This is a genomic window from Leclercia sp. GLN_9, from assembly GCF_043105735.1.
Classification (GTDB): Bacteria; Pseudomonadota; Gammaproteobacteria; order Enterobacterales; family Enterobacteriaceae; genus Enterobacter; species Enterobacter adecarboxylatus.
On the sequence record NZ_JBICLV010000006.1, the window covers coordinates 1 to 12,355 of the forward strand.

General features: G+C 54.1%; 15 protein-coding genes. 2 read left to right on the forward strand and 13 right to left on the reverse strand.

Annotation, left to right across the window (positions count from 1 at the left end; genetic code table 11):
* The 9 genes from ACF8PE_RS03765 to fkpA all read right to left on the reverse strand — a co-directional run.
* On the reverse strand, positions 1-470 hold a 470-nt coding region (locus tag ACF8PE_RS03765), incomplete at its 3' end, for a GTP-binding protein (RefSeq protein ID WP_072250843.1).
* A gap of 69 nt (positions 471-539) precedes the next feature.
* Positions 540-2,654 carry an elongation factor G gene (fusA, locus tag ACF8PE_RS03770; RefSeq protein WP_032614724.1) on the reverse strand — a complete coding sequence of 705 codons (2,115 nt, stop codon included), beginning with the start codon at positions 2,652-2,654 and terminating at the stop codon, positions 540-542.
* A 96-nt stretch (positions 2,655-2,750) separates the two neighbouring features.
* Positions 2,751-3,221, reverse strand: coding sequence for a 30S ribosomal protein S7 (gene rpsG / locus ACF8PE_RS03775; protein ID WP_004106370.1), 471 nt, complete (start codon positions 3,219-3,221; stop codon positions 2,751-2,753).
* A 96-nt stretch (positions 3,222-3,317) separates the two neighbouring features.
* Positions 3,318-3,692, reverse strand: a complete 375-nt coding sequence (rpsL, locus tag ACF8PE_RS03780) for a 30S ribosomal protein S12 (RefSeq protein WP_003023654.1) — start codon at positions 3,690-3,692, stop codon at positions 3,318-3,320.
* Positions 3,693-3,816: 124 nt separating this feature from the next.
* Positions 3,817-4,104 (reverse strand): sulfurtransferase complex subunit TusB, encoded by a 288-nt coding sequence (tusB, locus tag ACF8PE_RS03785; RefSeq protein WP_032614726.1) that lies wholly within the window; start codon positions 4,102-4,104, stop codon positions 3,817-3,819.
* A gap of 7 nt (positions 4,105-4,111) precedes the next feature.
* Complete coding sequence (gene tusC, locus ACF8PE_RS03790; RefSeq protein ID WP_077226875.1) at positions 4,112-4,471, reverse strand: sulfurtransferase complex subunit TusC; 360 nt, start codon at positions 4,469-4,471, stop codon at positions 4,112-4,114.
* A complete protein-coding gene (tusD, locus tag ACF8PE_RS03795) occupies positions 4,471-4,857 on the reverse strand; it encodes a sulfurtransferase complex subunit TusD (protein ID WP_032614728.1) in 387 nt (128 codons plus the stop codon). Before tusD ends, tusC begins: the two co-directional genes overlap by 1 nt.
* Positions 4,857-5,579, reverse strand: coding sequence for a transcriptional regulator (locus ACF8PE_RS03800; RefSeq protein WP_032614730.1), 723 nt, complete (start codon positions 5,577-5,579; stop codon positions 4,857-4,859). Before ACF8PE_RS03800 ends, tusD begins: the two co-directional genes overlap by 1 nt.
* Positions 5,580-5,742: 163 nt before the next feature.
* Entirely contained in the window at positions 5,743-6,561 is an 819-nt protein-coding gene (gene fkpA, locus ACF8PE_RS03805; protein WP_032614732.1) for an FKBP-type peptidyl-prolyl cis-trans isomerase, read from the reverse strand.
* Positions 6,562-6,797: 236 nt separating this feature from the next.
* On the opposite strand from fkpA, the gene ACF8PE_RS03810 reads away from it, so the two are divergent.
* A complete protein-coding gene (locus ACF8PE_RS03810; protein WP_032614734.1) occupies positions 6,798-7,016 on the forward strand; it encodes a protein SlyX in 219 nt (72 codons plus the stop codon).
* Positions 7,017-7,069: 53 nt separating this feature from the next.
* Here the strand turns inward: ACF8PE_RS03810 and slyD are convergent, their stop codons facing one another.
* The 4 genes from slyD to kefG all read right to left on the reverse strand — a co-directional run bounded on the left by slyD (position 7,070) and on the right by kefG (position 10,320).
* Positions 7,070-7,654, reverse strand: coding sequence for a peptidylprolyl isomerase (gene slyD / locus ACF8PE_RS03815; RefSeq protein ID WP_032614736.1), 585 nt, complete (start codon positions 7,652-7,654; stop codon positions 7,070-7,072).
* 94 nt (positions 7,655-7,748) lie between these two features.
* Positions 7,749-7,949, reverse strand: a complete 201-nt coding sequence (locus ACF8PE_RS03820; RefSeq protein WP_032614738.1) for a YheV family putative zinc ribbon protein — start codon at positions 7,947-7,949, stop codon at positions 7,749-7,751.
* A gap of 11 nt (positions 7,950-7,960) precedes the next feature.
* Positions 7,961-9,766 carry a glutathione-regulated potassium-efflux system protein KefB gene (gene kefB / locus ACF8PE_RS03825; protein ID WP_289896986.1) on the reverse strand — a complete coding sequence of 602 codons (1,806 nt, stop codon included), beginning with the start codon at positions 9,764-9,766 and terminating at the stop codon, positions 7,961-7,963.
* Positions 9,766-10,320, reverse strand: coding sequence for a glutathione-regulated potassium-efflux system ancillary protein KefG (gene kefG / locus ACF8PE_RS03830; RefSeq protein ID WP_032614742.1), 555 nt, complete (start codon positions 10,318-10,320; stop codon positions 9,766-9,768). The genes kefB and kefG overlap by 1 nt, the downstream gene beginning before the upstream one ends.
* 121 nt (positions 10,321-10,441) lie before the next feature.
* On the opposite strand from kefG, the gene ACF8PE_RS03835 reads away from it, so the two are divergent.
* Positions 10,442-12,346 carry an ABC transporter ATP-binding protein gene (locus tag ACF8PE_RS03835; RefSeq protein WP_392494614.1) on the forward strand — a complete coding sequence of 635 codons (1,905 nt, stop codon included), beginning with the start codon at positions 10,442-10,444 and terminating at the stop codon, positions 12,344-12,346.
* Positions 12,347-12,355 lie beyond the last annotated feature (9 nt).

The window sequence follows — 12,355 nt, forward strand, 5'->3', positions numbered from 1 at the left end:
AGTTCACGAACTTCCATCTCAACCAGTTCCAGCAGCTCTTCGTCATCAACCATGTCGCATTTGTTCAGGAACACGATGATGAAAGGAACGCCTACCTGACGACCCAGCAGGATGTGCTCACGGGTCTGAGGCATTGGGCCGTCAGTCGCAGCAACAACCAGGATCGCGCCGTCCATCTGCGCAGCACCGGTGATCATGTTTTTAACATAGTCGGCGTGGCCCGGGCAGTCTACGTGTGCGTAGTGGCGAGTCGGGGTGTCATATTCAACGTGAGAAGTGTTGATGGTGATACCACGAGCTTTTTCTTCTGGTGCGTTATCGATCTGGTCGAATGCACGAGCAGAACCACCGTAGGTTTTTGCCAGAACGGTAGTGATTGCAGCGGTCAGAGTAGTTTTACCGTGGTCAACGTGGCCGATAGTACCAACGTTGACGTGCGGTTTTGTACGTTCAAATTTTTCTTTAGACACGGCTATATTCCTTACTATAGTGCTCTCCCCTTTGGAGAGAGCACGGGACTTAGGTTTTAATCCTGTGGATTATTTACCACGGGCTTCAATTACGGCCTGAGCAACGTTGTTCGGCGCATCATCATACTTCAGGAATTCCATGGTGTATGATGCACGACCTTTGGTCAGAGAACGCAGCTGAGTTGCATATCCGAACATTTCAGACAGCGGAACTTCAGCGTGGATCTTAACGCCAGTTACTTCAGATTCCTGACCACGCAGCATACCGCGACGACGGCTCAAGTCACCGATAACGTCACCGGTGTTCTCTTCAGGAGTTTCTACTTCAACCTTCATGATCGGCTCAAGCAGAACTGGTTTCGCTTTCTTAAAGCCTTCTTTAAAGGCGATAGAAGCAGCCAGTTTAAACGCCAGTTCAGAGGAGTCAACGTCATGGTAAGAACCGAAGTGCAGACGAACACCCATGTCTACTACCGGGTAACCAGCCAGTGGACCAGACTTCAGCTGCTCCTGGATGCCTTTATCAACGGCAGGGATGTATTCACCAGGAATCACACCACCTTTAATGTCGTTGATGAACTCGTAACCTTTCGGGTTAGAGCCTGGCTCCAGTGGGTACATGTCGATCACAACGTGACCATACTGACCACGACCACCGGACTGCTTAGCGTGTTTACCTTCAACATCGGAAACTTTCTGACGAATCGCTTCACGGTAAGCAACCTGAGGTTTACCTACGTTAGCTTCAACGTTGAATTCACGACGCATACGGTCAACGATGATGTCCAGGTGCAGTTCACCCATACCAGCGATGATGGTCTGGTTAGATTCTTCATCAGTCCATACGCGGAATGATGGGTCTTCTTTAGCCAGACGGCCCAGAGCCAGACCCATTTTTTCCTGGTCAGCTTTGGTTTTCGGCTCAACGGCGATAGAGATTACCGGCTCTGGGAACTCCATACGCTCCAGAATGATTGGGTGATCTGGGTTACACAGGGTGTCACCAGTAGTCACGTCTTTCAGACCGATAGCAGCAGCGATGTCGCCCGCACGAACTTCTTTGATCTCTTCACGTTTGTTCGCGTGCATCTGTACGATACGACCGAAACGCTCACGTGCAGCTTTCACGGAGTTCAGGATGGTGTCACCGGAGTTAACCACACCAGAGTACACACGGAAGAACGTCAGGTTACCTACGAACGGGTCGGTAGCAATTTTGAACGCCAGAGCAGCAAACGGCTCTTCATCACTTGCGTGACGCTCAGCCGGCGTGTCTTTACCGTCGTCCAGGATACCGTTGATCGCAGGAACGTCTACCGGGGATGGCAGGTAGTCAACTACCGCATCCAGCATCGCCTGAACACCTTTGTTCTTGAACGCAGAACCACAGGTTACCAGGATGATTTCGTTGTTCAGAACACGCTGACGCAGAGCTTTTTTGATCTCTTCTTCAGTCAGTTCTTCACCACCCAGGTATTTTTCCATCAGCTCTTCAGAAGCTTCCGCTGCGGACTCGATCAGGTTCTGGTGCCATTCGTCAGCCAGGTCCTGCATGTCTGCTGGGATATCTTCGTAGGTGAAGGTTACGCCTGCATCTTCTTCGTTCCAGTTGATGGCTTTCATTTTCACCAGGTCGATTACGCCGGTGAAACCTTCTTCAGCACCAATTGCCAGCTGCAGCGGAACAGGGTTCGCGCCCAGACGGGATTTGATCTGACCAACAACTTTCAGGAAGTTAGCACCCATACGGTCCATTTTGTTAACGAACGCGATGCGTGGAACTTTGTATTTGTTTGCCTGACGCCATACGGTTTCAGACTGTGGCTGAACACCACCAACTGCGCAGTAAACCATTACCGCACCATCCAGAACACGCATGGAACGTTCTACTTCGATGGTGAAGTCAACGTGCCCCGGGGTGTCGATGATGTTTACGCGATGCGGTTCATACTGCTTAGCCATACCAGACCAGAATGCAGTAGTCGCTGCGGAGGTAATGGTAATACCACGCTCCTGCTCCTGCTCCATCCAGTCCATGGTAGCGGCGCCGTCGTGAACTTCACCGATTTTATGGTTTACACCGGTGTAGAACAGAATACGTTCGGTAGTAGTGGTTTTACCGGCGTCGATGTGCGCACTGATACCAATGTTACGGTAGCGTGCGATGGGTGTTGTACGAGCCATTTGATTCCTCGTTTATCTTTTTAGGCGTTCAGTTAAGTAACCCAAAGCGGGCTGCTTCGCTGAAGCGCCCGCCTGGTGACTAATACTCCGAAGGGATTACCAACGGTAGTGTGCGAACGCCTTGTTGGCTTCTGCCATACGGTGAACGTCTTCACGTTTCTTAACTGCAGTACCTTTGTTGTCTGCAGCATCAGAAAGTTCGTTCGCCAGACGCAGAGCCATGGATTTATCACCGCGTTTACGAGCAGCTTCAACGATCCAACGCATTGCCAGAGCATTACGACGAACCGGACGAACTTCAACTGGAACCTGATAAGTAGAACCACCAACGCGGCGGGACTTAACTTCTACAGTCGGGCGAACGTTGTCGAGAGCGACTTCGAAAGCTTCCAGTTCATTTTTACCAGAACGCTGAGCCAGGGTCTCAAGCGCGCTGTATACGATTGCTTCTGCAGTAGATTTTTTACCATCTACCATCAGGATATTTACAAATTTTGCCAGCAGTTCTGATCCGAATTTCGGATCTGGAAGAATTTTACGCTGACCAATGACGCGACGACGTGGCATGGGAATACTCCGTTGTTAATTCAGGATTGTCCAAAACTCTAAGAGTTTAGTGTGACATTAAGATAAATCAGTTTGGCCTTACTTAACGGAGAACCATTAAGCCTTAGGACGTTTCACGCCGTACTTAGAGCGAGATTGCTTACGGTCTTTAACGCCGGAGCAGTCAAGCGCACCACGAACGGTGTGGTAACGAACACCCGGAAGGTCTTTTACACGACCGCCACGGATCAGGATCACGGAGTGTTCCTGCAGGTTGTGACCTTCACCACCGATGTAGGAAGTCACTTCAAAACCGTTAGTCAAACGCACACGGCAGACTTTACGCAGTGCGGAGTTTGGTTTTTTAGGAGTGGTGGTATACACACGAGTACATACACCACGTTTCTGCGGGCAGGCTTCCAGCGCAGGCACGTTGCTTTTTGCAACTTTGCGAGCGCGTGGTTTGCGTACCAGCTGGTTAACTGTTGCCATTAAATAGCTCCTGGTTTTAGCTTTTGCTTCGTAAACACGTAATAAAACGACCTCATACAATATGAGGACGCGAAATTTTAGGGCTACGTCGAAAAGGTGTCAAGAAATATACAGCGATCTCACATCACCAGTTCATTTGGCCAGCGTGCTGGACAACCAGATTAACGAAATCAGTATAGCTAACCACGTCAATACTGGCTGAAATTTGACCAGTCAGGCCGCGAGCCTCGATGTCATCTTTAAGCGCAGAGACAGAGATGGGGGCATTATTGAGAAGATCAACAAAGCGGCTGCCCTCCACCGCCGCCAGAACGCCATCCTGGATAAGCAGCAGGGCGTCGCCTTCACGCACCATTCTTAACAGACTTTCGATGTCGCAGTGCCAGGGGGAGTGGCTCAGAGTATGGAGCATGACGGCCTCAGAATGTCAGGATAGTGTCGAACCGGGAGAGATGTTCACGCAGTACCTCTGGCTCCACCACCGTGGCGTCGAGAACAAAGGGCGTGTTTTCATTCAGACCGCGCGCCTGCAGGGAGGCGGCACAAACGTAAAACGTCTCTATGTCATACAGCGGCAGAACTTTAAAGGTCGCGATGTAGTCACGCGCCAGCACGACTTGCGGCTGCTGGCCGGTAAGCAGCTGGAATACGCCGTCGCCGATAAAAAATACGCCGATCTCTTCCGTCAGTGCAGAAGTCGCCAGTAACGCATCCAGCCCTTCCCTTCCGGCGGCACTGCCATGCGGAGCAGAGGAAAAAACAAAAGCCACGCGGTTCATCAGAATTGCACCATTCGGTCGCAGGTTAATGCGGCTTGGGCCAGCGCCCCGAGGCCACTCAGTGAAAAGCCGTCATTAAGGTTGGCAGCTGGCAGGCCCAGGCGCTGTGCTTCGTTCGCATCGCTTACGCCACGACGGAGCGCCGCCGCCACACAGATGTGCAGAGCAACCCCGTGCTGCTGGTTTAGCGATTGCCATGCACGCACCAGATCAAACTCATCAGAGGCAGGAGACGTCAGTTGGTTGGCGTTATAGACACCTTCCCGATAAAAAAAGACGCTGACCAGCTCGTGCCCGGCGGCAAGCAGCGCGCGCGCAAATTGCAACGCACTGCTGGCCTGCTGCGTACCGTAAGCCGGTCCTGTCACCATTAACGCGAAACGCATTACTTCTCGTGCCCCAGGAAATCGCCGCTTTTAAACTGACGGATATAGAGATACACCGTGTGTTTAGAGATATTGAGACGATCCGCTACCTGGTTAATCGCATCTTTGATATCAAAAATGCCTTTCTCGTAGAGGTTAAGCACGATCTGGCGATTCTTGGCATTGTTGGACACATTGCGATCGGCATTGACTTCTTCGATGGTGAATTCCAGCGTCTGGGTGACGAGGTCTTCAACCGAGGAGGCAAAGTTAACAGAGGATCCAACATCCGGTGTTTCTGGCGGAATGAAGGTGTTCATGATCTGGGAGAACGGCACATCGAGATTCATATTGATGCACAGCAAGCCAATCACCCGATGATCGCGGTTGCGGATGGCAATCGTCACGGACTTCATCAGGACACCGCTCTTCGCGCGGGTGAAATAACATTTTGAGACGCTGCTGTCCGCACCGGTCATGTCGTGCAGCATACGCAGTGCAAGGTCGGTGATTGGCGAGCCAATTTTACGGCCAGTATGCTCACCATTGGCAATGCGGATGGCAGAACATTTCAGATCTTGCAGGGAGTGCAATACGATTTCGCAGTGGGACCCAATGAGCATCGCTAACCCGTCCACTACCGCTTCGTAGGATTTCAGAATATCGAAATCGGTCTGATCGAAAGGACGCTGATCCAGCAAATCAAGTTCGCTGGTTTCGTTGGTTAAAAGCGACCTGGTCATGAAAAAAACACTCCTTTTCAGGAGCCTGTCGGTAGGTTTTCAGGGCAGGCTCATTATTTACACGGGCAACTAAATTAATACAGCGTAGTTAGCGCTTCCAGTGTTAATTATATCTGCACCATAATAAAAAACCGCCGCTTCAGGGGCGGCGGTTGTTACCGATTTACTTCTTGGTGGCTTCTGCTGACGCTTCTGGCTTCGCGTCCGGCTTAGCATCCGCTTTCGGGGCTGGCTTAATGTCCAGCAGCTCTACATCGAATACCAGCGTGGAGTTAGCCGGGATACCCGGGACGCCAGTTTTGCCGTAAGCCAGATCTGGTGGGATGACCAGCTTGATTTTACCGCCTTTCTTGATGTTCTTCAGGCCTTCAGTCCAGCCCGGGATAACACCATCCAGACGGAAGGAGAGCGGCTCACCACGGGTGTAAGAGTTATCGAACTCTTTACCGTCAGTCAGGGTACCTTTGTAGTTCACAACTACGGTATCGCTGTCTTTCGGCGCGTCGCCGGTACCTTCTTTCTCTACTTTGTAGACCAGGCCAGTAGCAGAGGTTTTCGCGCCTTTCTCTTTAGCGAAAGCGTCACGGTAAGCTTTACCCTTCGTTTCGTTCTCGGTCGCGTCTTTCTCCATCTTCTCCTGCGCTGCGCCTTTCACGCGCGCTTCGAAAGCCTGCAGAGTTTGCTCGATTTCCTGGTCTGACAGTTTGCTCTTATCAGCAAAGGCATCCTGAACACCGGCGATCAGTTGCGCCTGATCCAGTTTGATGCCCAGTTTTTCTTGCTCTTTCAGAGAGTTTTCCATGTAACGGCCCAGAGATGCGCCCAGTGCGTAGGCTGATTTCTGGTCGTCATTTTTGAACGCCGCATTGCTGTTAGCAGTCGCAGCAGGCTTTGCTGCAGTATCGGCAGCGAAAGTCAGCGGCGCATGCAGAGCGACGGCCATCGTGGTCGCCAGCAGCGTTACTTTAAACAGTGATTTCATCCATTTCTCCAGGGCCGGGGACTCTCACCCCGTATTAAGCGTAAATGAGAAGCGTACTATAAAACGTTGAGGAACAAATCTACAGGTAGACGCCTCTGATTAGCACCACATTTCAGACTATTTTTGTTTAAATTAGTTTCTTAGCGCAGGGATGTTTACTGCGCGTGAGGATAATCTCGGGTAAAATCCGCCGCCGCAAGCCCCGGACGGGCTAAACAAGACCAACGAGGTGAATCATGCAGGATAACGATATGGAAGCACGACTGGCTGAACTTGAAAGCCGACTGGCTTTTCAGGAGATCACCATCGATGAGCTAAATCAGACCGTAACGGCCCACGAGCTGGAAATGGCCAAACTGCGGGATCTGCTGCGTCTGTTAACCGAAAAAGTGAAAGCGTCGCAGTCATCGCACATTGCGTCACAGTCAGAAGAGACGCCGCCGCCTCACTATTGAGACGTAAAAAAAGCGGGATTAATCCCGCTTTTTTGTGCCTGAAGCCGTGAAGCTTAGTGGCAACCGCAACCGCCATTACCGCAACCACCTTTACCGTGGTCGTGACCATGGTCGTGATCGTGGCCGTGACCGCCGCAGCAACCATCGTGACCGTGATCGTGGTCATGGCCGTGCGCACCGTGAACGTGGCCGTGAGCCAGCTCTTCTTCGGTGGCTTCGCGGATTGCAACCACTTCAACGTTGAACTTGAGGTTCTGGCCAGCCAGCATGTGGTTGCCATCAACCACAACGTGGTCATCTTCAACTTCAGTGATTTCTACTGGAACCGGACCCTGGTCAGTTTCAGCCAGGAAACGCATGCCAACCTGCAGTTCGTCAACGCCCATGAACACGTCTTTAGGAACGCGCTGCACCAGGTTGTCATCGTACTGACCGTAAGCGTCGTTTGCGCCTACAGCAACGTCAAATTTGTCGCCAACTTCGTGACCGTCCAGCGCGTTTTCCAGACCGGAAATCAGGGAACCGTGACCGTGCAGGTAGTCCAGCGGCGCACTCACCGGAGACTCATCAACCAACACACCGTCTTCTGTACGTACCTGATAGGCCAGGCTGACCACCAGGTCTTTTGCTACTTTCATGATATCTCCTGAGCGTGGGAAAATTGCTGGCGCAGATTGTAACGGAAATCTGCACCCGTGTACCCTTTAGCTTAAAAAAACTCAGGGCATATCGCTAGTCGGGATGAAAAATCCCTATCACTTGCTCTTCTTTGCGAACATGCTCGCGAACCTCTTTATCCGCTTCACGCATCTGGTGTCCGCACTTAACACACTCAACAATATCGATATTATTCTCTCGCCACATGGCCAGAGTATCCTGAGCCTGACAGGCCGGGCATTTCGCACCGGCGATAAAGCGTTTACGTACCGCCATTCTCTACCTCGTTATTCAAATTCATCCCAGCCGTCCAGCTGCCGACGCTCCTGCTGCATCTCACGCTGGAAGATCTCTTCCAGCTCGCGGCGCGCTTCCCGCACCCGGGAAATTTGCACCGTGTCGGTATGCACCGGCATCAACTCGCGCAGCATCATCATATCCAGACGGCGAAAATGTAACTGCGCGCGCTGGGCCTGATGCGGATGCATACCCAGCGTCACTAACGTTTTGCGCCCCAGCTCCAGCGCACTAGAGAAGGTCTCACGGGTAAATTGCGTTACCCCGGCCTGGAGCAGCTCATGTGCCTCTACACGCCCGCGCGCTCGCGCCAGGATATGCAGATGCGGAAAATGCTGCTGGCAGATCTGCACCAGCTTCATGGTGTCTTCCGGCTCATTACAGGTGATAACAATCGACTCCGCTGCTTCTGCCCCGGCCGACCGCAGGAGTTCCACCTGAGTGGCATCACCGTAATAGACCTTGTAACCGTACTTGCGCATCAGGTTAACCGCGCTGATATCACGCTCCAGCACCGTCACGCGCATTTTATTCGCCATCAGCAGGCGGCCAATCACCTGCCCAAAGCGCCCGAAGCCCACCACAATGACCTGCGGTTTATCATCATCCACCCAGGGCGCTTCATGTTCATCTTCCGGTGCATTCAGGCGTCGGGAAAGCCGCTTATCGATCAGCTTCATTAACAACGGTGTGGTCATCATTGACAGCGTGACGGTCACCAGCAGCAGCGCCATCTGGTCATGCTGGAACAATCTCTGGGACGATGCTGTGGAGAAGAGCACAAAAGCGAACTCTCCCCCCTGGCTCAGCACCCCGGCAAGCTGCGCACGCTCCGGGTAACGCAGACCGTATACCCGCGCCAGCACGTACAGCACCAGCATTTTGACGGCGATCAGCACCGCAACGCCCAGCAATACGGCCAGGATATGGGTGTAAAGCACGCCAAGATTCAAGGCCATGCCAACCGAGATGAAGAACAGCCCTAACAGCAACCCCTTAAACGGGTCGATGGCAATTTCCAGCTCGTGCCGGTACTCACTTTCCGCCAGCAGTACGCCGGCAATAAAGGTTCCCAGCGCCATCGATAGCCCCAGCGCATCCATAAACAGCGCCGAACCCAGCACCAGCAGCAGCGTGGCGGCGGTAAACACTTCCCTCACCCCGGACGCCGCAATAAAGCGGAACACCGGACGCAGCAGATAACGTCCGCCCACCAGCATGCCGCCAAAGGCCAGCACCTTCATGCCGATTTTCATCCAGTCGAAATGCTCGTCGCCTGATCCCGCCAACAGCGGAACCAGGGCCAGCGCCGGGATCACCGCCAGATCCTGAAACAGCAGCACGGAGAAACCCAGCTGCCCCGTTTCGTTGCGGTTCATGCCTTTGTCGCGCATCAGCTGTAACGCCATGGCGGTTGAGGACATCGCCAGCCCAATCCCGCCAACCACCGCCGCCTGCCAGGAGAACTGAGCCAGCATCAGCAGGCCGCCGAGGATCACCGCACTACCGATAACCTGGGCAGCACCCACGCCGAAGATGGAACGCCGTAGCTGCCAGAGCTTTGCCGGGTTCAGCTCCAGGCCGATAATAAACATCAGAAAGACGACACCCAGCTCCGAGAAGTGCAGGATTTCGTCCACATCACTGATAAACCCCAGCCCCCAGGGGCCAATGGCGATACCCGCCAGCAGATAGCCGAGCACCGCGCCAATACCCAGTCGCGAAGCCAGCGGCACCGCCACCACGGCGGCGAGCAGAAACAGCACGCCCGCCAGCAACAGATCGGAACCCTCCATCAGTGGCCTCCCGTCAGATTGGGTGCAGCCAGCCAGTCACCGTAGGCTTTGGCATGGCTGGCCAGCTCATCCTGATGCTGCCGACGCGCCCAGTAGATAATGATCGGACTTAGCCAGTGCATGTGGCACATGGCCGCCGTCAGCTCGAACGGGCGCAGGATATCGTTCATCGAATAGCGGTTAAGCCCATCGTGACGATACGCACTCTCCGGCTCGCCGGTAGTAATAACGTTCCGCCAGTACTTTCCCGCCAGCTGGTTTCCTCCCACCCCACTGGCAAAGCCCCGGCTCAGCACGCGGTCCAGCCACTCTTTCAGCAGCGCCGGGCAGCTGTAGGTATAAAGCGGATGCTGGAACACAATGACGTCGTGCTCGCGCAGCAGCGCCTGCTCATAAGGGATGTCGATAAAAAAATCGGGGTAGTGCGCGTAGAGATCGTGCACCGTTACATTACTGAGCCGTAATGCCGGCTGGAGCAAAACCCGGTTAGCGACCGAGTCCTGAGACTCTGGATGGGCATACAGCAGCAGCACTTTTGCTGTCTGGGACATCATTCCTCTCCCGGGTCGTCATCACTGTTATTTTGGGCTACCATGGCACACCCACGCGGCGCGTGGCGGCACATTTAACCTGATTATAATGACAACTTAACATAGTCGGAACATACGGCGCTCTATGATTGTTTTCTCCTCATTACAAATTCGTCGCGGCGTACGCGTCCTGCTGGACAACGCTACAGCCACCATTAACCCGGGCCAGAAAGTAGGCCTGGTGGGCAAAAACGGCTGCGGTAAATCCACGTTACTGTCATTGCTGAAAAACGAGATCAGTGCTGACGGCGGTAACTTTACCTACCCTGGCAACTGGCAGTTGGCTTGGGTGAACCAGGAGACGCCCGCGCTGAGCGTACCGGCAATGGACTATGTTATTGACGGCGACCGGGAGTACCGCAAACTGGAAGCTGAACTTAATGCCGCCAACGAACGCAACGATGGCCACGCGATTGCCACCGTCCACGGCAAACTCGACGCCATCGACGCCTGGACTATCCGCTCCCGCGCCTCCATGCTTCTGCACGGTCTGGGTTTCAGCAATGAACAGCTGGAACGTCCGGTTAGCGACTTCTCCGGTGGCTGGCGCATGCGTCTTAACCTGGCCCAGGCGCTGATCTGCCGCTCCGATCTGCTGCTGCTCGATGAACCGACTAACCACCTCGATCTGGATGCCGTCATCTGGCTGGAGAAGTGGCTGAAGAGCTATCAGGGCACGCTGATCCTGATCTCTCACGACCGTGACTTCCTCGACCCGGTGGTAGACAAAATTATTCATATCGAACAGGAGTCGATGTTCGAATACACCGGCAACTACAGCTCGTTTGAGCGCCAGCGCGCGGTGCGACTCTCCCAGCAGCAGGCGATGTACGAAAGCCAGCAGCAGCGGGTGGCGCATCTGCAAAGCTTTGTCGATCGCTTCAAGGCCAAAGCCTCCAAAGCCAAACAGGCCCAGAGCCGTATCAAGATGCTGGAACGTATGGAGATGATTGCCCCGGCACACGTCGACAACCCGTTCCACTTTAGCTTCCGGGCGCCGGAAAGCCTGCCTAACCCTCTGCTGAAGATGGAAAAGGTCAGCGCTGGTTATGGTGACCGCATCATTCTTGATTCCATTAAGCTCAACCTGGTTCCGGGTTCCCGTATCGGTCTGCTCGGGCGCAACGGTGCCGGTAAATCCACCCTCATTAAGCTACTGGCGGGTGAACTGGCCCCGTTCCGCGGCGATATTGGTCTGGCGAAGGGCATTAAGCTGGGCTACTTCGCCCAGCATCAGCTGGAATATTTACGCGCGGATGAATCGCCGCTGCAGCACCTGGCGCGTCTGGCACCACAGGAGATGGAGCAGAAGCTGCGCGACTACCTGGGTGGCTTCGGCTTCCAGGGCGATAAAGTGACCGAGAATACCGGGCGCTTCTCCGGCGGCGAAAAAGCGCGTCTGGTGCTGGCCCTCATCGTCTGGCAGCGTCCGAACCTGCTGCTGCTCGATGAACCAACTAACCACCTGGATCTGGACATGCGCCAGGCCCTGACCGAAGCCTTAATCGAATTCGAAGGCGCGCTGGTGGTGGTCTCGCACGACCGGCACCTGCTGCGTTCCACCACTGACGATCTTTATCTGGTGCACGACAGCAAAGTGGAGCCTTTCGACGGCGATCTGGAAGATTACCAGCAGTGGCTGAGCGACGTGCAGAAGCAGGAAAGCCAGCCTGCGGAAGGGGCCAAAGATAACGCCAACAGCGCCCAGGCGCGTAAAGACCAGAAGCGACGCGACGCGGAGCTGCGCACGCAAACCCAGCCGCTGCGTAAAGAGATCACCCGTCTGGAAAAAGAGATGGAGAAGCTCAACGCCACGCTTGAGGCCGTAGAAGAGAAGCTGGGCGACAGCGGTCTGTATGACCAGTCGCGCAAAGCCGAGCTAACCGAGTGCCTGCAAATACAGGCCAAAACCAAATCCAGCCTTGAAGAGTGTGAAATGGCCTGGCTGGACGCGCAGGAACAGCTCGAAGGGATGCTCCAGAGCGACTGACCCGGTGGA

Bases quoted from the DNA above. Each gene is read 5' to 3' on its own strand.
- kefB (WP_289896986.1), bottom strand. From the start codon at position 9,766: ATGGAGGGTTCCGATCTGTTGCTGGCGGGCGTGCTGTTTCTGCTCGCC.
- ACF8PE_RS03800 (WP_032614730.1), bottom strand. From the start codon at position 5,579: ATGACCAGGTCGCTTTTAACCAACGAAACCAGCGAACTTGATTTGCTG.
- fkpA (WP_032614732.1), bottom strand. From the start codon at position 6,561: ATGAAATCACTGTTTAAAGTAACGCTGCTGGCGACCACGATGGCCGTC.
- ACF8PE_RS03835 (WP_392494614.1), top strand. From the start codon at position 10,442: ATGATTGTTTTCTCCTCATTACAAATTCGTCGCGGCGTACGCGTCCTG.
- tusD (WP_032614728.1), bottom strand. From the start codon at position 4,857: ATGCGTTTCGCGTTAATGGTGACAGGACCGGCTTACGGTACGCAGCAG.
- slyD (WP_032614736.1), bottom strand. From the start codon at position 7,654: ATGAAAGTAGCAAAAGACCTGGTGGTCAGCCTGGCCTATCAGGTACGT.
- rpsL (WP_003023654.1), bottom strand. From the start codon at position 3,692: ATGGCAACAGTTAACCAGCTGGTACGCAAACCACGCGCTCGCAAAGTT.
- tusC (WP_077226875.1), bottom strand. From the start codon at position 4,471: ATGAACCGCGTGGCTTTTGTTTTTTCCTCTGCTCCGCATGGCAGTGCC.
- ACF8PE_RS03820 (WP_032614738.1), bottom strand. From the start codon at position 7,949: ATGGCGGTACGTAAACGCTTTATCGCCGGTGCGAAATGCCCGGCCTGT.
- rpsG (WP_004106370.1), bottom strand. From the start codon at position 3,221: ATGCCACGTCGTCGCGTCATTGGTCAGCGTAAAATTCTTCCAGATCCG.
- kefG (WP_032614742.1), bottom strand. From the start codon at position 10,320: ATGATGTCCCAGACAGCAAAAGTGCTGCTGCTGTATGCCCATCCAGAG.
- fusA (WP_032614724.1), bottom strand. From the start codon at position 2,654: ATGGCTCGTACAACACCCATCGCACGCTACCGTAACATTGGTATCAGT.
- tusB (WP_032614726.1), bottom strand. From the start codon at position 4,104: ATGCTCCATACTCTGAGCCACTCCCCCTGGCACTGCGACATCGAAAGT.
- ACF8PE_RS03810 (WP_032614734.1), top strand. From the start codon at position 6,798: ATGCAGGATAACGATATGGAAGCACGACTGGCTGAACTTGAAAGCCGA.